The sequence below is a fragment of the Neobacillus drentensis genome (genome assembly GCF_021560175.1).
Lineage (GTDB): Bacteria > Bacillota > Bacilli > Bacillales > Cytobacillaceae > Neobacillus > Neobacillus drentensis_A.
In genome coordinates this window covers 3,294,601-3,315,356 of record NZ_CP091110.1, presented here as the reverse complement: position 1 = coordinate 3,315,356, position 20,756 = coordinate 3,294,601, and the positions used below count along the sequence as shown (strand labels likewise).

The window sequence follows — 20,756 nt, the reverse complement described above, 5'->3', positions numbered from 1 at the left end:
TTGTAGAATTTTGTATGCAGTGAAACTACGCGCCTAAAGCTGCGAGTTTCGCAGAAGAGTTATTTAACCATTTCTATCGGGACATACAAAAACTAGAACTAATTCCTAGTTCGGGCGGTGCATTCGAAGTGACCGTCAATGGCGAAAAAATCTATTCCAAGCTTGATACAGGAGTATTCCCAGATACAGATGAAATGATTGAAATTATCAAGACCAAATAACAAGAGGCCCTTAAAAAGGGCCTCATTTAATTTACATAATCATATTATGTTAACCTGATGAGAAAAAAATTCACCTTATCGATCTAAGGTAAAGTAATATATCTATTCTTCCCTGATCCTTTTTTGGTTTTAGAGATAAAAATCTCTAGGATTCCATTTGTAAAAGCAGCTGATATGTCCTGTTCGTTGATATAAAAGGGAAACTCGATTGAACGCGAACGTTGATGATGGGGTAGGTAAAGGGGGGGGTTGCTTGCCGAAATGGTTAATTTTTTCTCTTCTATATAAACTCGTAAATTTGATGCTTCAAAATCACTTAAGATCGCTTCAACAATCCACTCTTGTTCGGTCTCGAACAGGTCAATTTGGAACTGGGTTTGGTCGTAATACGAAGTAAGCGGATCCAGAAAATAGTTTTCAAGCCACTTTTCCACTAAAGCAAAATCAAAGGTTTGATTTTGTGGATGTTTTTTCTTCATCTTTAATCCCCCTTGCTCGTTCATTTTATTCGATTCATCCTTAAAATGTGAAGCGATTATGATATAATAGGAAAAGAAATTTTGCCACTGGACGAGCCGCGAAATGGCACAGGCTGGCGGCTAAATTGCCTGTATATCATACGAAAAAGTCAAATAGCCGACAGCTAGGTAAAAGAAGGAGTTTTTATCGTGAAAGAATGGTTACGTTCATTACCAGCCATCCATGAGCTTCAGAACCATGAGAGTTTTTCCAAATTATCGAACGAAAATCAACTTGATCATTCCCTGCTTACCAAACAGGTAAAAGAGGTACTTGATCAAATCAGGGAATCAATCCTAAAAGGCAATTGGCAAGGTGCCATACCTGGAACAGATACATTTACGGTAGAGTTGTTTCAAATCCTAGAAGAAACGATTCAAAAGCAATACACCTATACGATCGAAAAAGTTATCAATGCCACAGGCACGATTTTACATACAAACCTTGGAAGGGCAAGGCTCAGTGAGAATGCGATTACCCATGTAGTGGAAACGGCTAGAAATTACTCCAATCTTGAATATAAGTTGAAGGAAGGGGAAAGAGGCTCACGTCATAGTCATGTTGAAGCGCTCATCAGAGAAATTACCGGTGCTGAAGCTGCAATGGTTGTGAACAATAATGCCGCGGCTGTTTATCTAGTATTACGAGCACTAGCTAAAAATAAAGAGGTCATTGTGTCCCGTGGACAGCTTGTTGAAATAGGCGGATCTTTTCGCATATCATCGATCATGGAAGAAAGCGGCGCCACCCTAAAAGAGGTGGGAACGACAAATAAAACTCATTTGGTTGACTATGAAAAAGCATTGTCACCAGATACAGCTGTCATCATGAAGGTTCATACCAGTAATTTTAAAGTCATTGGCTTTACCAAATCAGTTGAAACAGACGAACTTGTGCAGTTAACCAAAGGGCAAGAAAATCTGATCTTTTATGAGGATCTTGGCAGCGGTGCCCTGTATGACTTTAGAAAGCACGGTATTGGTGATGAGCCTGTTGTGAAAGAAATCATTGATATGGGGGCAGATGTTGTAACGTTTAGTGGAGATAAGCTCCTAGGAGGACCGCAGGCAGGGATTATTGCCGGCAAAAAGGGTATTATTGATCAATTGAAAAAACATCAATTAGCCCGAGTGGTTCGGGTCGATAAAATGACATTGGCTGCTCTGGAAGGGACATTAATGGATTATGCCCGAGGGGAAAGCGCGCTAAAGAATATCCCAACTATTCGTGATTTATTAGTTTCTATTCATCAATTAGACGAAAGAGCACAATTATTCGTTACAAAATTATTACAAAAAACGAGTCATTTTCAAACGGCTATTCTTCAGGACTTCAGCCAAGTCGGAGGGGGAACCATGCCGGATGTTTTACTGCCGACGGTGGTCATTGCCTTAAAGCATGATTCGCTTACCGCAGAACAGATTGGCAGAAAATTACGAACGGAAACGAAACCTGCGATTATTGCGCGAATCCAAAAAGATGAATTTATGATTGATCTGAGAACCGTTACTTCTGAGGAAGAAACAGAATTGTTAGATTCTCTAGTGGTTATCGATTCCAACTAACGAAGGAAGCGCCTAAGCTTAAATAAGGGCGCTTCCGTTTTTCCTATTAGTTGCAGCGCCAAGAGTGGGCTGCAACTTTTTATTTGCTTAGGAAATTATAAAATTTTCGCTTGTGGATAACTGTTAATAAAAGGACTTTCGACGTCTAGCTCCCGCGCCTAGCCCCTCGATGGTCTACAGCTACTCTGGGAATGAAGGCAAAGAACGCCTTCTTTCCCAGAGCGTCTTATGCTTGTCGGGGCTGTTCAAGGCGCTTGAGCTTTTGTTCTTTTACATATCGTGTCCAGGGTTATGGTTATTTCGTGAATGGTTACGGTTCTTCACTTTATGAGAACCACTCATTGGTTCCGGCTGGCCGGATTGTTTTGGAGCATTTTTACGCATATCTTTTCCATCATTTTTGTTAACCATCATTCATCCCTCCTACTTGTTAGGATGCAGTCAATAAGTGTTTTTATGCTGAATAAATTGTATTTTTCTGTGCAATTTAACGGTATATAAAATGAAGGAGTGGAATGAAAAATGCAAAAATATCCTTATAATAAAGACAAACAACAAGCTTTTCAAGCGGCACAGCAAGGATACGAAAATGCTCAAGGCCTATATGAAACCATTGTGAGTGACAGTGCCAGCTATGGTCATCAGCTCAAGCATTTAAAGGATGAAGTGAATGAGGCTTACCAACAGATAGAAAATGCCCTTGAGGTCGCTTCAGAACACCAGAAAGCACAATTAGAACGTTTTCAGCAAGATCTTCAAACGATGGTATCCGAAGTGAATCAAGAAGACTAAAAAGCAGGAGGGAGATCCTCCTGCTTTACTATCGTCCAGCTGCAGCGCCTGATTCAGGCACTGCAGTTTTCTTTGTTATTGATTTTTCTTTCGTTTTTTATTGTTCATTCTTTCTTTTGCAGTTAGTTCCGGCTCACTGGCAAATTCCTCATTAAAGCCAGCGCCTTTACCTTGACCTTTTGCCGCATTCATCCCTGGAATTACATGATTAGACTTACGTTTTACCATGCCCATCACCTCCTGTCCTTTAATATTTCCTCCTTTACTTAATTAATGACAAAATAAAAGTTTTTTGCGATAATATTAATGAAAGCGTATTTTCCTAAAATTCTAAATTAACTCTTGTGTAGTTGAGATTCACGAAATATTCTGAACAAAATACATAAAAAACATAAGAAAAACTTATCAATCACAATAACTTTCTTGTTATTTACTTATGTAATAGGTTGTATTAAGATAAGAATTGTGAGAAAAGTGAAGATGAATGGGAAAATTCAAACTTTCAAGACTTTTCATTTAATTATGGAGAAACAACGAACAGGGGGAATTACAAATGGTAAAAAACGACGTATTTAAGGCCCGTTCTTCCTTTGAGGTGAACGGCAAACGCTACCACTACTACCGTTTAAATGCTTTAGAAGAAGCAGGCATTGGCAATGTATCGAAATTGCCTTACTCCGTGAAAGTATTACTTGAATCTGTACTTCGACAATACGATGGCCGCGTAATCGCAAAAGAACATGTTGAAAACTTAGCAAAATGGGGAACGGCTGAGCTAAAAGAAGTGGATGTTCCATTCAAGCCAGCACGTGTTATCCTTCAAGACTTTACTGGTGTTCCAGCAGTAGTTGACCTTGCTTCTTTAAGAAAAGCAATGGCTGACCTTGGCGGAGACCCAGACAAAATTAATCCTGAGAAAACGGTTGATCTTGTAATCGACCACTCTGTCCAAGTTGATGCTTATGGATCTTCTGATTCTTTAAAAATCAACATGGATTACGAATTTGAACGGAATGCTGAACGTTACCAGTTCTTAAGCTGGGCACAAAAATCATTTAACAACTATCGTGCCGTTCCGCCTGCAACAGGAATCGTCCACCAAGTAAACCTTGAGTACTTGGCAGATGTTGTTCATGTCGCTGAGGTTGATGGAGAACTAGAAACATATCCTGATACATTAGTAGGAACTGACTCACATACAACGATGATCAACGGACTTGGCGTACTTGGCTGGGGTGTTGGCGGTATCGAAGCAGAAGCTGGAATGCTTGGACAGCCTTCGTACTTCCCTGTACCAGAAGTGGTCGGGGTGAAGTTAACTGGAGAACTTCCAAACGGTGCAACGGCAACTGACCTTGCATTGAAAGTAACGCAAGTACTTCGTAAACATGGTGTAGTAGGCAAATTCGTTGAGTATTTCGGACCTGGAGTACCTTCATTACCACTTGCAGACCGTGCTACGATTGCCAACATGGCTCCTGAATACGGCGCAACTTGTGGATTCTTCGCGATTGACGACGAGTCACTTGCTTATATGCGCTTAACTGGACGTGACGAGGAGCAAGTGAAGGTTGTAGAAGAGTACTGCAAAGCAAACGGCTTATTCTTTGATCCTTCTTTTGAACCTGTTTATACAGATGTTATTGAAATTGACCTTGCAGAGATTGAAGCAAACCTTTCAGGACCTAAACGTCCTCAAGATTTAATTCCTCTTTCACAAATGAAAGGTGAATTCGTGAAGGCTGTTTCTGCTCCACAAGGAAACCAAGGCTTCGGCTTACAAACAGATGAGCTTGAGAAGTCAGCAGTGGTTAAATTTACGAATGGCGATGAAGCTGCCATTAAAACGGGTGCGGTTGCTATTGCATCGATCACTAGCTGTACAAACACATCAAACCCATATGTTCTAGTTGGTGCAGGTCTTGTTGCGAAAAAAGCGGTTGAACTCGGAATGGAAGTTCCTAAATTCGTTAAAACTTCTTTAGCACCAGGTTCAAAGGTTGTAACAGGTTACCTACGTGACTCTGGCTTACTGCCGTACCTAGAGCAAATCGGCTTTAACCTTGTAGGTTATGGTTGTACAACATGTATCGGTAACTCCGGTCCATTAAAAGAAGAAATTGAAAAAACAATCGCGGAAAACGATCTTTTAGTAACATCGGTTCTTTCAGGTAACCGTAACTTCGAAGGACGTATTCACCCGCTTGTAAAAGCTAACTATCTTGCTTCACCGCCATTAGTGGTTGCTTACGCCCTTGCTGGTACCGTAAACATCGACTTTGCTTCTGAAGCAATTGGTAAAGATAAAGATGGCAATGATGTATTCTTCAAGGATATTTGGCCATCAACAGCTGAAGTAAATGATGTGGTTAAACGCACGGTTACACCAGAATTATTCCGTAGAGAATACGAGAATGTTTTCGGTGACAACGAGCGTTGGAACGCAATCAAAACAAGCAATGAACCACTATACACTTGGGATGAAAATTCCACTTACATTGCGAACCCGCCATTCTTTGAAGGGTTATCACCTGAACCAGGTACAGTTGAACCATTATCAGGCCTTCGTGTCGTTGGTAAGTTCGGTGATTCCGTTACGACTGACCATATCTCGCCTGCAGGAGCAATTGGTAAAAATACTCCAGCTGGTAAGTATTTATTAGAAAAAGGCGTCGAGCCACGTGACTTCAACTCTTACGGTTCCCGCCGTGGTAACCATGAAGTCATGATGCGCGGAACTTTCGCGAACATTCGTATTCGTAACCAAATCGCACCAGGTACAGAAGGCGGCTTCACGACTTACTGGCCAACTGGCGAAGTTACGTCCATCTATGATGCTTGCATGCAGTATAAAGCTGATGGAACTGGATTAATGGTTCTTGCTGGTAAAGATTACGGAATGGGCTCATCACGTGACTGGGCTGCGAAAGGTACAAACCTTCTTGGCATTAAAACAGTTCTTGCTGAAAGCTTTGAGCGTATTCACCGTTCAAACCTTGTATTAATGGGCGTACTTCCACTTCAATTCAAAGAAGGCGACAACGCTGAATCAATCGGGTTAACTGGTAAAGAAACGTTCGAAGTTCACGTAGATGAAAATGTAAAACCGCGTGATCTATTAAAAGTGACAGCTACAGACGAAGCTGGCAACAAGAAAGAATTCGAAGTTCTTGTTCGTTTCGACTCTGAAGTTGAAATTGATTACTATCGTCACGGCGGCATTTTACCAATGGTTCTTCGTGAAAAATTACAAGCTTAATTAGAAAGCAAAAGCGCCTAGGCGCTATGGTTAAACTAATTTCTATGGAATAATCTTAACACCATGTCTAAAATAGGCATGGTGTTTTTATGTAAGGATTGACAAAATTAGCTCTTATTCAATAAAATGGAACTATCAAACGTAAGGGAATGAACAAAGGGCCGATGAAATTATAATCCTATCTTTCAGCACATTTTTTCGAATAGGAAAAAGTTGAACCTGTAGAATAGGATGAGTCTGTCCGTTTATGCCCTAATCGTTTTTACTGAAAACACCGTAACCTGTTATAGGTTTATTTGGTGCTGTATTTTTGGTATGGAACTATATAGGACATAAAACTCTCTTTCAGGTTCACATGAAGGGAGTTTTTTTATGCATACTAATCAAAAAGTCATGTTAAGAGTAAAGGGTTTGGATAAGAGCTTTCAATTAAGAAAGGTTCTTGAAAATCTCCAATTTGATATCAAAATGGGGGATCGAATTGGACTTGTCGGAAGTAATGGCTCAGGGAAAACAACTCTGGCCAAACTTCTGCTTGGAAAACTGAGTCCTGATGCGGGAATGATTGAAATTGCTGATCACCTAAAAATAGGTTACTTGTCACAATCGATTGAGTATGAGGTAAATGAATTTGGTCAAATACACTCCTATGTGGATAAGGACCTATACCAATATACAAAGGAATTAGGTCTCAACAAAGCCTATGACTGGAATCCCGAGCGACTTCTGCATTTAAGTGGAGGAGAAAAGTTAAAACTGGCTCTTTCTAACATCTGGGCATCAAAGCCTGACCTGTTAATCTTAGATGAACCAACCAATCATTTAGATTTTAAAGGGATTAACTGGCTTATAGCTGAAATAGGAAGCTTTGCCGGCGCGGTTTTCATCATTTCGCATGACCGCCATTTCTTAGATCAAGCAATCACTCAAATCATTGAATTAGAAAATAGCAAGCTTTCTTTTTACAATGGGAACTACAGCGATTATCTGCTCGAAAAACAAAAAAGGATCGAGAGCCAACGGCATGATTATAACGTCCAACAGCGTCAGATCGAAAAGGTAGAATCGCAAATGCAGCAATTAAAGTCCTGGTCCGACAAAGCGCACCGAGATTCCACCAAGAATGGTTCAGGTCCGACCAAAAGGCAAAATGGCATAAAAGAATATCACCGTGTAAAAGCGAAAAAACGGGACAGCCAAATTAAATCCAAAATGAAACGGTTAGAAAGTGAATTAACGAAAAACAGGATCGAAAAGCCTGCTGAAGAAGTAACGGTGAAATTCCAGTTCGATGCAAGCGGGAAAAGAGGGAAACGAATCATCGAGGCAAAGAATTTGGCAATAGAATTTGCGGCGGATCAAGTCCTTTTTAAAGATACACAGTTCTACATTAATCACGGTGAGCGGCTGGGCTTACTCGGCGATAACGGCTGTGGGAAAACCACCTTAATTAAAATCCTATTAGGGGAGGAGCCTCGCTTCAAAGGGGAGATTTGGAAAAGCGATTCCCTCCAAATTGCTTATTTAAGTCAAGATGTGGACGATCTGCCTGCCGATAAAACAGCGTTAGAAGTTCTTGGGTATACGGAGCGCGATTGTCTCTATCGAGCCAGAACTTTGCTAGCTAACTTAGGTCTGAAAGAACAATTGATTATTAAGCCAATTGGGACCTTAAGTCCCGGCGAACGAACAAGGGTAAAGCTGACTGATATGTTGATGAAAGAATACGATGTGCTGATTCTTGATGAACCAACCAATCATTTAGATTTACCAAGCAGAGAGCAGCTTGAAAAAACATTATCTGCGTTTACTGGGACAATTATTACGGTATCCCATGATTATTATTTTCTAAATAAACTATGTGATCGTTTGCTTGTTTTTGATGGTAAGAAGGTGAAGCGGGTCGAAAAGAAACCAGATGAATATTTAAATCCCGTTAAGAATCCTGAAACGAACGAAGAAGCATTATTACTTATTGATAACAAGATTGCTGTTATTTTAGGACAATTATCGATGATGGATCAAAAGGATCCGCAATATCCCCTTTTAGACCGAGAATTTAACCTTCTTCTTAAACAAAAAAGAGAACTAAAAAAATAAAATGTCACAACTTTGGCATACAGTTATTTTGTTTCAACTGAGTTTATAGTGTAAAATCGTTATAGCAGAAGATGAAACAAAGGAGGTTCCGGGATGATTAAAAAAGTGATTGCCGCTGTCGTACTTGTAAGTTTACTGACAGTAGCGATTGTTCAAGCAATGGATAAAAAGACTGAAGCTCCGAAAACGGCGACCGAAGCATCGGCAGCAAAAGAAGGACTTTCCATCGGAGCTGCAGCACCTGATTTTGAATTAAAAACGTTAACCGGAGACACCGTAAAGCTCTCGGACTTAAAAGGAAAAAAAGTGATGCTTAACTTCTGGGCAACCTGGTGCCCGCCTTGTAAAGCGGAGATGCCGGAAATGGAGCAATTTTCTAAACAATTGAACAAGGATACCGTGATTTTAGCGGTTAATATCGACCCTCAATTAGATGTACAAGGATTTGTGAATGAAAATAAAATCACGTTTCCCATCCTGCTAGATGCAGAAGACAAAGTAAATGAAGCCTATCAAATTCTGTCGATCCCGACGACCTATTTTATCAACAGCAAAGGGATCATTCAGAACAAATATACAGGCTCAATGAAGCTTGAGAACATGAAAAAATTTACCCAGCAATTGAATTAGAAGACATTGGTTTATATCAATGTCTCAGATTGTAGACAAAAGGCATCCGGATGTGCCAATCTGGGTGTCTTTTTGTTGTTTTTTTGCTCGTAAGAGCAAAAGTTAGGCCTATCCTATGCTTATTGCTACGCCATTTCTGGACTTATCCAAGTCCAATTGGCCATCTTTTTTAAATTCATGGCAGCAAAAGTAAGCATCGCTTGCATGGACAATTTTTTTAGGCCTCTTAAGGTTGTCCAACGCATACCATGCTTTTCCTTGGCATCTGCAAAAACACGTTCAATGGTTTCTTTGCGTTTTGCGTAAATGCTTTTATTCTCTTGTGTCGAACGAAGATATTCGGCTTCTTCTATATGGTGTTCCCAGACATGACGCTGAATGAGTTTTTTATGTTCCTTACTCTGCGTGCATTTTGAAAGTAAGGGACATTTTTCACATTCAATCGGATTAGAGAAGTATTGACGGTAGCCTTCCTTCGTCGTAGTTGCATACTTCAATACTTGTCCTTGCGGACAGATATAACAATCGTAGTATTCATCATAAACATATTCATATTTTTTCATGTACCCCTCTTTCGTACGAGGGCGAGTATAAGGTAAAGCAGGTGTCATATCATTTTCAAATATGTATTGGGCAATAGCAGGTGTTTTATATCCAGCATCAGCAGCAACAGCAGAAGGTTTTCCTTGTTTCTCGATTACCTTTTCCAATAGTGATTCGAAAATGACACTATCATGGACATTCCCAGGAGTTACAATTGCCCCTAATACAAAACCATTTCGATCAGCGGCCGCATGGAATGAGTATGCGAACTGTTTCGTACGCTCGTCTTTTACGTAATAACCACTCTCAGGGTCAGTAGTACTTTTTTTTATTTCCTTAAATTCCTCTTTCTCAAACTTATCTGGTGGAAATGGCTTTTTATCATGTTCTTCACGGTCTTTATTAATCTCTTCTTGTAGTCTTGCTTCGTATGCTTTCGTTTCTTTTCTAACTAATTTCTTCTCGAATTTATGTTTATTTGCACTTGCTTTTACATGGGTTGAATCTATAAATACATGCTCGCTACTAATCAATTTCTTATCAGAGGCTTCCTTCAAAATACGATAGAAGATCTGTTCAAATAAATCTGTATCTTTAAAACGTCGTTCGTAATTTTTACCGAAGGTAGAGAAGTGAGGCACTTTATCATAAAATCCAAAGCCTAAGAACCAACGATAAGCCAAATTTGTTTCGATTTCTTCAATAGTTCTTCGCATAGATCGAATACCGAAGGTGTATTGGATGAATGCCATCTTAATTAATATCACAGGATCAATGCTTGGGCGTCCTCTTTCAGTAGAATACATTTCTTGAACCAGGGGATAGATAAATGAAAAATCAATAGAAGCTTCTAACTTGCGTACTAAATGGTTGGCCGGCACAAGTTGTTCTAAAGCTATCATTTCTAATTGGTCACGATTTATCTGTGTATTCTTACTTAACATCTTATCCACCTCAAAAAAATTATCTATATCCCAATTATACAAAAAAGACTGCCTACAAACCCTTAATTTTTTCGGATTTGTCGACAGTCTGAGACATTGGTTTATATCAATGTCTTTTTTTGTTGCAATTTAAAAGGTACCGCTTTTCTTAAAATTTTCAAAAAGTTGTAATAATTGCAACCGTTTCCGGGAATAATAGCTGTTAGAATAGGAAATAAGGATGGTGAAACCAATGAGAAAGCCTAGAAAACGTTCATTTGCAGAACTTGTATTAGAAAATAAATCACAACTTTTAAAAGATCGTGCTGCTATGGAAAAAATTGAACAGCGATTAGAAGAAAAACGCCTCGGTAAAGCAGAGTAATCACATTTGTTTCCAATCATGCTTCGGCTCCTTATGGGTAAAATGTAAGTAAGGGGGGATTGGACATGGGTAATCCAAAAAAACACTTTCAAGCTTACACACCGAGTCATTTAGGTACTCAACCTAGAGGCTTTAGTGGAAATAATGGAAAGAAAATGAATGATACTTCTGGAAAGCATGCACAAGTCATTCAAACAAAAGGTGAATAATTTAACCATTTATAAGACCCGTCAGGCCTAGGCCTTCGGGTCTTTTTGTTTGAAGTTACCATTGAATCCTGTGATAAATTTTGCTTCTCGTTACAAACTATATCTGTACCAAATACACCTTGAGGAGGAATTTGACGATGACTTATAACAACAAACCAAATCCTGATGACCGCAGCGATAACGTTGAAAAGCTTCAAGCGATGATTACCAATACCATTGAAAATATGGAAGCTGCGGAAGAATCACTTGCTTTAACAGATAGTGAAACACAAAGACAGCAAATCGAAGCAAAAAATGAACGCAGACGGGAAAGCATTGAATCGTTTCGTTCTGAAGTGAAAGATGAGGCTAACAACCAAGGCTAACAGCTAGGCAAAAAGGACCTGTTCTTATACTGAACAGGTCCTTTTTAGGATGTTTGCTTTCATATTTGATTGTACTTAACGATAGTATCGCCGAGCTAAGTCCTCTTATTTTATTTGGGGTAACTTATTATGATAAGATAGTGAGTAAAACCAAGCACCAAAGAATTTTAAATAGAAGAGTGATGATTTTGAATCAATTGGAAAAAAATCGTTCTACATCCCTCGACTGGATTCAAGCGTGGGAAAAAGAACTGAATGATACAGGTGTTATTTTAAATGAGGCAAAGTTACTAACAGTCATTCGTCAAGAAACGAATCCGGTATCATTATCAAAACTATTAACGATGGGTGCTTTGTCAAGACTTCACCATCATAAGGACGATTCGATTGCGACCGTTTGGTTAGATAAGGCCTTAAAGCTTGATCCTCATAACCAAAAAGCTAGAGAATTTGCGGTTCAATCAGATTGGAAGAAGATGGAGGAACTTTTAACGCCTCTAACGTTCCCCTCCATGCGGGAAACCGATAATCGCACCGCGAAAAAGAAAACAGCAGAAGAGTATATTGACGTATGTCAACGTTTCTTAGCGGAAGCGGATGACCACCTCCATGAATTACAGCAAATGATCGATATTGCCGCTAAAATGGATAACAAGGACCTGTTACAACAGTATGAAACACTGGCCGACCTGCTTTCCACTTCGATTGAGGAGACGGGGAGTTTATTAAATGCGGCCGAAGAATACAACCAATCCATTACAGGTGTTTTCCATACTTCCACCTATTATGATGACTTAAAGCTGCATATGGCCAACTTAGAAGAAATAAAACAGACCTGGAAGCTGCAATTTGTTCAAGAAGAGACGTCTGCTGCTGTAACGGAAAATGCTTTGGATCAGCTGCAAAACATGATTGGGATGGATTTAGTAAAGAAACGGGTGAATGATTTTTACCGTTTTTTGAAGTACCAGAAGCAACGGAAGGAAAAAGGGCTTCAGATTAAGGATGAACTAAGTCTTAACATGATTCTAACCGGTAATCCAGGGACAGGGAAAACCACGCTGGCTAGGTTGTTAGCGAAGATTTATCATGAGCTCGGGGCTTTGCCAAGGGAGGAAGTCATTGAAACCAATCGCTCACAGCTAGTTGGTTCCTTTGTCGGGCAAACGGAAGAAAATGTTCGTGCCATTGTGGAACGCTCAATTGGCGGCGTGTTATTTATTGATGAAGCCTACAGCTTAAAACGGGAGGGACAAACAGGAAACGATTATGGACAAGCCGCAATTGATACGCTTGTTTCGTTAATGACAAGCAGCGAATATGGTGGTAAATTCGCTGTGATATTAGCTGGCTATCCAGATGAGATGCGTTCTTTTTTAAATGCAAATCCTGGGTTACGAAGCCGATTCCCGCAATCAAACTTTATTCATCTTCCTAATTATTCAAATGAAGAATTAATTCAGATTGCCGAGCTGGTGGCCGCTGAAAATGACTATTTCCTGACAGAGGAAGCAAAGATTGAAATTGATCATCGCCTCGAAAAAGAACGGGTCGACGATACGTTTGGCAATGCCAGAACTGTCCACAATATTGTGATTGACGCGATTTTTAAAAAAGGGGCCGACAACCATACAGCAGATGTCGATATCTTAGATATGATGCTCCTCGACCGAGAAGATTTTCAAATCGAGAAAGAGACCGTTACCGAATCACCACAGGAACAGCTCAACCAATTAATTGGCTTGGATTCCTTAAAGGTCGAATTAAAGACCCTTATTTCATTCGTCAAAATGCAGCAATTCCGCAGAACAAGAGGTCTGCCTACTGTACCGATTCAGCTGCATGCCGTTTTTACTGGAAACCCCGGTACTGGGAAAACAACGGTAGCAAAGATCTATGCGGAATTTTTAAAGGAATGCGGCATTTTAAAAAGAGGCCATCTTATTGTCGCGAGTCGTGCTGATTTTGTGGCTGGATATGTTGGACAGACAGCCGGAAAAACGAAACAAAAAATTAAGGAAGCCTTGGGCGGGGTTCTATTTATTGATGAGGCTTATTCCTTAATCAGTCAAACATCCGGTGATTTTGGAAAAGAAGTCATTGATACCCTTGTCGATGAAATGACAAAGCAAAATGAAAATTTAGTGGTCGTTTTAGCTGGATACCCAAATGAAATGAATCAATTATTAGAAAGCAATCCTGGATTACGTTCCCGTTTTAAAAAGTTCTTTCTGTTTCCGGACTATTCAAATGAAGAACTACTCGACATTATGGTTAATTATGCGGGTAAGTTTCAATATCAGCTTACAGAGGATGCAAAGAGCCTATTGCTTGAAACAATGGATACCGAAACTTTCATCGGGAATGGACGATTTGCGACCAATTTAGTCGATGATATGATTCAGGCACAAGCATTACGGTTAATGAGTGATGTGGTGGAAGAGGATCTTTTAGAAAAAGTGATGTACCTTGAAGTGGAAGATGTCGAACAAGCACTCGGGAAGACTTCAGGTTATTGACGAATGAAAGGAACGTTTAGAGTGGAAAACTATTTTATCTCGACTAGGGAAATTCAACTTTATTATGCAGATACAGATATGATGGGTGTGATTTATCATGCCAACTATTTAAAATTTTTCGAGCTTGGCCGGACTGGATTTATTGAGGATATTGGTTATAGCTATCTGGCGATGGAGGAATCGGGTTACTTTGCTCCAGTCTATGATATCCAAATCACGTATAAGAAACCTTTAAGATATGGGGACAAAGCCTTTGTAAAGACCTGGGTATCCTTAAATGATGGCATTAAGACCATTTATTCCTATACGATAGTAAATGGAAATGATGAGGTTTGTGCGGAAGGAACCTCGACCCATATTATTGTGAAAAAAGATAATTTTAAGCCAACATCTTTTAAAAGAGCTTTTCCGGAATGGTATGTAAAATACGAGGAAATCAAGAAGAAATAACTCCTTCTATGACTGAATTCCAACAGGGATTGAGGTGATGATGTTGGCCTTTGGAATCAAAAGACAAGAGTTAAACGAATGGAAAAGGAAAATTGACCAAGGTGAAATTGCATTTTTAACTCATTATTGGCTGGATGACCGCTTTCCTGATTGTAAAACCGTCACCAAAGTCGGATGTCTTGACCTTGACCAATTAGCTGATTGGGGTAAACGGTATGGGCTAAGGAAAGAGTGGATCCATCACCGCAAGGATGGCTACTCCCATTTTGATTTACTGGGGGAACGGCAAAGAGAAATCTTACTAAAAGAAGGCTTATCCGAACAACTTTGGCAAAAAGAAAAAGGCACTCCTGAGATATAAACATTTCAAGAGTGCCTTTTCCTATTATTTAAGCCATTGGGTCATATGCTGTTCTATTTCATTATATTTAGGGCCTGCATTTGATAAACCATAGGCCCCCGCCTTATCTAACGGAACGATTCGAAAGCTTTTGTTTTTTTGGCTTGATACATAGGTTGGTGTGAAAACGGGATTAGACAGGCCAATCGTACTTCCTTTTTCGGTGATTTGTTTGGTAATATCAATGGTCGCTAATCCGCCGATATCTCTGTAATTACTGTGCTGTCCAGAGATAAAATTTCCTAATGAATAGATCACAAATGATTTTCGTCCATCATTTGTCTTGATCCATTCCATTGGCTGCAGGACATGTGGATGGGAACCCAAGATAATATCTACCCCTTCATTGGCCAAAAACTTAGCCAACTCTTTTTGATCAGTTGTGGGGATGCGTTGATATTCGTTCCCCCAATGCAAGCTCATTACCACCACATCTGCCTGTGTTTTTGCCCGCGCAATTTCGGCTTTCATGACATTTTTATTGATGACATTGACAAGATAGTCTTTTCCTTTTGGAAGTGGAATTCCGTTTGTTCCGTATGTATAAGCTAAAAAGGCAATCTTTATTCCATTTTTATCGATCATTCGTAGTTTTTGACGGTCAGCCGCATCCTTAAAACTACCGACATGTGGTAACCCAATCTGATCTAAATAGGCTGATTCCGAGCGAATTCCTTTTTCTCCTCGATCTAAAGCATGATTATTAGCGGTCGAGACGATATCTACTCCAGTATCTAGCAGTGCATTCGCGACCTGTTGTGGACTGTTGAACCTCGGATAACCGGAGAGTCCCAATTCCAGACCGCCTATTATACTTTCTTGATTGGCGGTTAGTATATCGGGTTTCTCTAAGAGGGGTTTTACTTGTTCAAAGATCGGGTCAAAGTTATAGTCAGCTCCGTTAAAAGCATCCTGGTATACGGGTTGATGAATAAGGATATCTCCAACCGCCCCTAGGGTAATCTTTTCAGTTAATAGTAGATTTCGATCTACATTAAATAAAGGACGTAACGAAAGGTTTTGGGAACGATAGATGTTTTCCTGAATGACCGACTGTTTTTGTTGAATGAAAAGAATTACGGCAATGACAATACAACTTAATATAATAATAAAAGAAGGTAAAATGGCCTTTTTCTTCATAAAATCTCCTTATCAAGCGTACTCGAGCAAATGATTTTTGATCTCCTTGTTCATACTATATTATATTTAAGGATGATTTTAAAATAATTCATGCTATTTTCACAAAAAGAGTAGAAAGGAATATGAGATGTTTAAACTAACCGAAAGTGCTTACCATCAATTAACCGCTATCATAAATCAAGAAAAAACATCAGAAGATGAGCAGCTTTACCTGCGTTTAACCATGGGGATTGGCTGAGGCGGCCCCAAATTAAATCTGTCTCTGGAAGAGCGGAAGATTGAGGGAGATCGTTCATTCGAGTTTAACGATCTGACCGTAATTATTCACGAAAAAGATATGGTTTACTTCAATGACACGAAACTAGATTATGTTCAAGATGTACTTGGCCATAAACGGTTTCAACTATTGCGCGTTTAGAAAAAAATGGCTATAAAGAGACGAAATGTCCCTTTATAGCCATTTAATTTTAGGTTCCGTTTTATTGATAATTCGTTTAATGTTTGCGCGATGGCGGAAAATAACAAATACCGCTAAAAATAACACTACGATTAATAAAGGGATGTCCCAATCGCGAACCAATCCTGATATGATGGCAAACAACACCGCAGTAATACCTGCAATCATAGACGATAGGGATACATATTTGGATAGGTATAAACTAATAAAGAAGACGACTATTACCGTCAAAAACATATACGGTGCTGCAAATAATACGATTCCTCCAGAGGTTGCAACGGCTTTCCCGCCCCGAAATCCAGCAAAGATTGGATAGGTATGTCCCACTACCGCAAAGATCCCAGCCAATAATGGATTCATATCAAGATGGAAGATGACAGGCAATGCGGCTGCGAGTGTGCCCTTCAGGATATCAGCAAGTGTGACAGCTAATCCTGCTTTAACACCAAGCGTTCGAAACGTGTTCGTACCCCCTAAATTCCCACTTCCATGCTCACGGATGTCGACTTTGTAGAATGTTTTGCCCACGATTAGCCCAGACGGAATGGAGCCAAGTAAGTAGGCAAGGAACAAGACCAAGATAATTTGAATCATGAATAATTTCTCCTTCAATAAAAGATCCAGTTCATCTATTTTACCATGGAATGGCATAAAAACACTATTTCTTTCGATGATAAGTTTCAAAGAGTTGTAAAAAATGATAGTGAAACCGGTACTTTCATCCTACTTTTTATAGTGAAATTTTCCTTATTAAGTCCAAAGTAAGGACAATTAAAGACAAATTTATTACAAAAAAATGGAGAATTTAGCAACCCTAGGTTTAAGCGATTGAATGCAGGAAATTGTGAATCTATAATAGAGAAAAATCGTTTTATAGTAATAAAAGAACCGCCCATATCCACGCGGTGAAGGATCGGTTTTCTTACATAATGTTAGTTATTAACTGTTAAAAGAGGTGATGCTCGAATGGCGAGAAGCGTTCTACAATATCTTAACTATCAATACCCGGATATACGAGTTTTATATGTTGAGGATGAAACATTTTCCCGTGAAAAACTTCTGCGGGTTTTAAATCGCCGGTTTGCCCATATCCATGTTGCCATTGATGGCGTGGAAGGTTTACAACTCTATCAAAAATACAAACCGGATTTAATTATTGCGGATATTAAAATGAATCAAATGAGCGGATTAGAGATGATTAAACGAATCAGGGAACTAAACGAAAGGGTCCAAGTCATTGTCACCACCGCTCATGATGATAATGATTTTTTTGTCCAATCAATTGAAAACAATGTCAATCATTTTATTTTAAAACCAATTGATCTTGATTTACTGTTACAAGCCATTCAAAAATCTGTTTACCAGATTCAATTAGAAAAAGAGCTTGAAAAACAAAAGAATCTAACCCGGACGATTCTTGATTTCCAAGATAATCTTATTTTTGTGATTGAAAACGGAGAGATTGTGGAATGGAATCAAGCCTTTACAACGGTAACGGGGATTGGCATACACAAGAATCATCCCGCTAGTTACCAAAGTCAGTTTCTTTCCAGTTTTTTTGTCGAGGACCCTCACTATTTCTACCCTAAGGATAAAGGGCGTTGGATAGAAGAATTTTTAGCCACTGGGAAAAATTCAGCTAAAGTTCGTTGGAAAGGCCCGCTTGGCAATGACTATAACTATGTAATGAAAGCAGGACCGATTCCGGGCACCAAACAGATCTTATTTGTTCTGACAGATATAACCGATTTAGAGAAAGAAAGCCGTGATAAGGACCATTTAGCCAAGCTGGACCCGCTAACAAGCAGTTACACTCGGCAGAAGTTCAAGGAAATTTTGACCGGCGAAATGAGACGTGCTGAACGATTTGATCGGTCCTTTTCGCTTATTTTAATGGATATTGATTTCTTCCAAACTCTTAATAAACAGTTTGGTCAAACAGCAGGAGATAAGGTGCTTATTACGGTTTCCACCATTGTCCAGCAGCGGATTCGGGAGTGTGATATGTTTGCCCGTTGGGGAGGAGAGGAATTCATCTTGCTTGTTCCTGAAACAGATGGAAATCAAGCTGTGTTACTTGCTGAATCGATCCGGTCGATTATTGAACAATATCATTTTCATACAATTGGCCAGGTTACCTGCAGCTTTGGAGTTGCCGAATTTTCTCCTGGAAAAACAAAAGTGGAATTGCTGGCAGAACTAGACCGAGCGCTGACCACTTCAAAAAATAATGGACGAAACAGTGTATCATTATACACCAAAGAAGCGTAAGGAGGCGGTAGAATGCTCACTATATATCTTTCCTTATCGTTGGTGATTGGTTATATTATTTTAACCATTTGTTTATATGTATTTAAGAGCCGCATTCTGATGAAGAAGCTGAAAGAAAGTGAACAAAACAATCGAGAGTTAGCGGAAAAGTACGAAGCGATTAATCGAGATTTAGAAAAGAAAATCCAAGATGAGGTAGAAAAAAACAGGCAAAAGGATCATCTTCTGATTCAGCATTCAAGACTTGCTGCCATGGGTGAAATGATTGCCAATATTGGGCATCAATGGCGGCAGCCGTTAAATAGTTTATCTCTGATCATTCAGGATGTGCGTGAGGAATATGAGTTTGGTCAGCTTGATGAAATCTATATTGATAACTTCACCAAGGAAAGTATGATTCAAATCAAGCACATGTCCCGTACCATCCATGATTTTCAGAAATTCTACAAACCAAATAACGAAAAAACCCCTTTTTCAATAGGCAGTTCGATTGAGGATGCATTGGCGATTTTTTCATCAAGCTTAAAATATTATGGGATCAAGATGGAATTTGAATACCGCGGGGAGCTAATCGCTTACGGTTTTCCGAATGAATATAGCCAAGTGGTATTAAATATCTTAACCAACGCCCGCGATGCCTTTGTTCAAAAAGACATCAAGGATAGAAAAATAACGATTAAATTAAGTAAAACAGCGGAATTTGTTACAGCGGAATTCACGGATAATGCCGGGGGAATACAGCCTGCACTCCTTGATAAAATCTTTGACCCCTATTTTACTACGAGGCCGCATGGAACGGGTTTAGGCTTATATATGACCAAGATGATTCTTGAAAATATGAATGGATTGGTTACGGTTGAAAACCATAAGGCAGGTGCCCGTTTTTGCCTCTCCGTGCCAAAGGTAAACGAGGCGGTTAAACCTGAACTCATCTCTGTTTCTTAAGGGAAGCTCCCACATTAAAGGGAGCTTTTGTTTATGATAGGGGGGCCTCTATAGAACAAAACTCTCCTATTTTTAACTAAACTGTCCAATAGAAGAATTCTATTGGACAAAATCCACTTTCAACGACCCTATACTGTCCAATAGAACCACCCTATTGGACAAAATCCTCTCTCAACGAACCTATACTGTCCAATAGAACCATCCTAATGGACAATATCCTCTCTCAACGAACCTAAACTGTCCAATAGAACCACCCTATTGGACAAGATCCTCTTTCGGTGTTATTTGAGCGCTTTCGCTTTACTGTTTGCAAGCGTTTTATTTTGGTTTTTATTTTCAAAAAGGGTAAAATAAAGATACTAATCTTATTGGGGAGTGGTCAGAATGGCAATTGAAAATCCAAGCCGTGAGGAAATCGCCGCTATTTTAAAAAAGGCAAAAAGAATTGCAGTCGTAGGCCTAAGTGATAATCCAGGAAAGGCTTCCTACCAAGTATCAGAGGTCTTGCAAAAGGCAGGCTATGAAATCATTCCGGTTAACCCAGCTGTCGACGAAGTACTAGGTGTCAAAGCAGTATCTTCGTTAAAAGAAATTGAGGGACATGTGGATATTGTGAATGTTTTTAGGAGATCAGAACAATTGTTCGATGTTGCGAAAGAATTTGATGAGATTGATGCGGATGTCTATTGGGCCCAGCTCGGTCTTGCTAATGAGGAAGCCTATCAATTTTTAAAAGAAAAGGGCTATACGGTTATTATGGATCGCTGTATTAAAATCGAATATGCGATGACGAGATAAAAACTGCTGTTTTTTAGCAGTTTTTTTCTTTTTTTCTCCACAAAGACCGCCAAAATTGTATTACAAAAATAAGTTGTTTTTAAATACATATTTGCCAAAACGAAATAAATCGCTACAATAAAGCATAGACGCCGCAACAAGTTATGTTAAAATAAATGTGGCAAACATTAGTTCTATTGGATAAATTTAAAGGATAATCGACTCATTAAAACGAATGTTTTACTAACTTCATTATGAAAATGGCGATGAGCGCCATTTATGTTTT

At 39.3% G+C, this 20,756-nt stretch carries 20 protein-coding genes and 1 pseudogene; 15 read left to right on the top strand and 6 right to left on the bottom strand.

What is annotated here, in order from left to right:
* Positions 1-35 precede the first annotated feature (35 nt).
* Positions 36-221 (top strand): annotated as a pseudogene (locus L1999_RS29785) (Rdx family protein); the annotation flags it as partial.
* An 83-nt stretch (positions 222-304) separates the two neighbouring features.
* Here the strand turns inward: L1999_RS29785 and L1999_RS15540 are convergent.
* Positions 305-700 (bottom strand): Hsp20/alpha crystallin family protein, encoded by a 396-nt coding sequence (locus L1999_RS15540; RefSeq protein WP_235739385.1) that lies wholly within the window; start codon positions 698-700, stop codon positions 305-307.
* A 189-nt stretch (positions 701-889) separates the two neighbouring features.
* Between L1999_RS15540 and selA the strand changes: the two genes are divergently transcribed.
* Positions 890-2,305 (top strand): L-seryl-tRNA(Sec) selenium transferase, encoded by a 1,416-nt coding sequence (gene selA, locus L1999_RS15535; RefSeq protein WP_235739384.1) that lies wholly within the window; start codon positions 890-892, stop codon positions 2,303-2,305.
* A gap of 270 nt (positions 2,306-2,575) precedes the next feature.
* Here the strand turns inward: selA and L1999_RS15530 are convergent, their stop codons facing one another.
* Complete coding sequence (locus tag L1999_RS15530; RefSeq protein WP_215042453.1) at positions 2,576-2,716, bottom strand: small acid-soluble spore protein P; 141 nt, start codon at positions 2,714-2,716, stop codon at positions 2,576-2,578.
* A 111-nt stretch (positions 2,717-2,827) separates the two neighbouring features.
* Between L1999_RS15530 and L1999_RS15525 the strand changes: the two genes are divergently transcribed.
* Complete coding sequence (locus L1999_RS15525; RefSeq protein WP_235739383.1) at positions 2,828-3,097, top strand: hypothetical protein; 270 nt, start codon at positions 2,828-2,830, stop codon at positions 3,095-3,097.
* Between the two features lie 75 nt (positions 3,098-3,172).
* Here the strand turns inward: L1999_RS15525 and sspO are convergent, their stop codons facing one another.
* Positions 3,173-3,325: a small acid-soluble spore protein SspO gene (sspO, locus tag L1999_RS15520; RefSeq protein WP_098532148.1), complete on the bottom strand. Its 153-nt coding sequence runs from the start codon at positions 3,323-3,325 to the stop codon at positions 3,173-3,175.
* A gap of 325 nt (positions 3,326-3,650) precedes the next feature.
* On the opposite strand from sspO, the gene acnA reads away from it, so the two are divergent.
* The 3 genes from acnA (at position 3,651) to L1999_RS15505 (ending at position 9,086) form a co-directional block, all read left to right on the top strand.
* Complete coding sequence (acnA, locus tag L1999_RS15515) at positions 3,651-6,356, top strand: aconitate hydratase AcnA (RefSeq protein WP_235739382.1); 2,706 nt, start codon at positions 3,651-3,653, stop codon at positions 6,354-6,356.
* 372 nt (positions 6,357-6,728) lie between these two features.
* Positions 6,729-8,456 (top strand): ribosomal protection-like ABC-F family protein, encoded by a 1,728-nt coding sequence (gene abc-f, locus L1999_RS15510; RefSeq protein ID WP_235739381.1) that lies wholly within the window; start codon positions 6,729-6,731, stop codon positions 8,454-8,456.
* 93 nt (positions 8,457-8,549) lie between these two features.
* Positions 8,550-9,086 (top strand): peroxiredoxin family protein, encoded by a 537-nt coding sequence (locus L1999_RS15505; RefSeq protein ID WP_235739380.1) that lies wholly within the window; start codon positions 8,550-8,552, stop codon positions 9,084-9,086.
* Between the two features lie 125 nt (positions 9,087-9,211).
* Here the strand turns inward: L1999_RS15505 and L1999_RS15500 are convergent, their stop codons facing one another.
* Positions 9,212-10,573, bottom strand: a complete 1,362-nt coding sequence (locus tag L1999_RS15500) for an IS1182 family transposase (protein ID WP_235739379.1) — start codon at positions 10,571-10,573, stop codon at positions 9,212-9,214.
* Positions 10,574-10,805: 232 nt separating this feature from the next.
* Here L1999_RS15500 and L1999_RS15495 point away from each other — a divergent pair, with 232 nt between their 5' ends.
* From L1999_RS15495 to L1999_RS15470, 6 genes are all read left to right on the top strand, one after another.
* Entirely contained in the window at positions 10,806-10,937 is a 132-nt protein-coding gene (locus L1999_RS15495; RefSeq protein ID WP_160723454.1) for an FbpB family small basic protein, read from the top strand.
* Positions 10,938-11,002: 65 nt separating this feature from the next.
* Entirely contained in the window at positions 11,003-11,146 is a 144-nt protein-coding gene (locus L1999_RS15490) for an acid-soluble spore protein N (RefSeq protein WP_160723456.1), read from the top strand.
* 137 nt (positions 11,147-11,283) lie between these two features.
* A complete protein-coding gene (tlp, locus tag L1999_RS15485) occupies positions 11,284-11,511 on the top strand; it encodes a small acid-soluble spore protein Tlp (RefSeq protein WP_235739378.1) in 228 nt (75 codons plus the stop codon).
* Between the two features lie 182 nt (positions 11,512-11,693).
* Entirely contained in the window at positions 11,694-14,030 is a 2,337-nt protein-coding gene (locus L1999_RS15480; RefSeq protein ID WP_430540041.1) for an AAA family ATPase, read from the top strand.
* Positions 14,031-14,033: 3 nt separating this feature from the next.
* Positions 14,034-14,480 (top strand): acyl-CoA thioesterase, encoded by a 447-nt coding sequence (locus L1999_RS15475; protein WP_235739376.1) that lies wholly within the window; start codon positions 14,034-14,036, stop codon positions 14,478-14,480.
* Between the two features lie 43 nt (positions 14,481-14,523).
* The gene (locus L1999_RS15470) at positions 14,524-14,841 is read left to right on the top strand and encodes a hypothetical protein (RefSeq protein ID WP_235744360.1); all 318 of its coding nucleotides are present in this window, start codon (positions 14,524-14,526) and stop codon (positions 14,839-14,841) included.
* 24 nt (positions 14,842-14,865) lie between these two features.
* Here L1999_RS15470 and L1999_RS15465 read toward each other — a convergent pair whose 3' ends face one another.
* Both L1999_RS15465 and plsY read right to left on the bottom strand, forming a co-directional pair.
* Positions 14,866-16,020: a CapA family protein gene (locus tag L1999_RS15465; protein ID WP_235739375.1), complete on the bottom strand. Its 1,155-nt coding sequence runs from the start codon at positions 16,018-16,020 to the stop codon at positions 14,866-14,868.
* A 451-nt stretch (positions 16,021-16,471) separates the two neighbouring features.
* Positions 16,472-17,071: a glycerol-3-phosphate 1-O-acyltransferase PlsY gene (gene plsY, locus L1999_RS15460; RefSeq protein WP_235739374.1), complete on the bottom strand. Its 600-nt coding sequence runs from the start codon at positions 17,069-17,071 to the stop codon at positions 16,472-16,474.
* Positions 17,072-17,443: 372 nt separating this feature from the next.
* Between plsY and L1999_RS15455 the strand changes: the two genes are divergently transcribed.
* The 3 genes from L1999_RS15455 to L1999_RS15445 all read left to right on the top strand — a co-directional run bounded on the left by L1999_RS15455 (position 17,444) and on the right by L1999_RS15445 (position 20,491).
* On the top strand, positions 17,444-18,748 hold the full coding sequence (locus L1999_RS15455; protein ID WP_235739373.1) for a GGDEF domain-containing response regulator: 1,305 nt from the start codon (positions 17,444-17,446) through the stop codon (positions 18,746-18,748).
* Positions 18,749-18,760: 12 nt separating this feature from the next.
* Positions 18,761-19,693: a sensor histidine kinase gene (locus tag L1999_RS15450; RefSeq protein ID WP_235739372.1), complete on the top strand. Its 933-nt coding sequence runs from the start codon at positions 18,761-18,763 to the stop codon at positions 19,691-19,693.
* A 384-nt stretch (positions 19,694-20,077) separates the two neighbouring features.
* Complete coding sequence (locus L1999_RS15445; RefSeq protein ID WP_235739371.1) at positions 20,078-20,491, top strand: CoA-binding protein; 414 nt, start codon at positions 20,078-20,080, stop codon at positions 20,489-20,491.
* Positions 20,492-20,756: the final 265 nt, after the last annotated feature.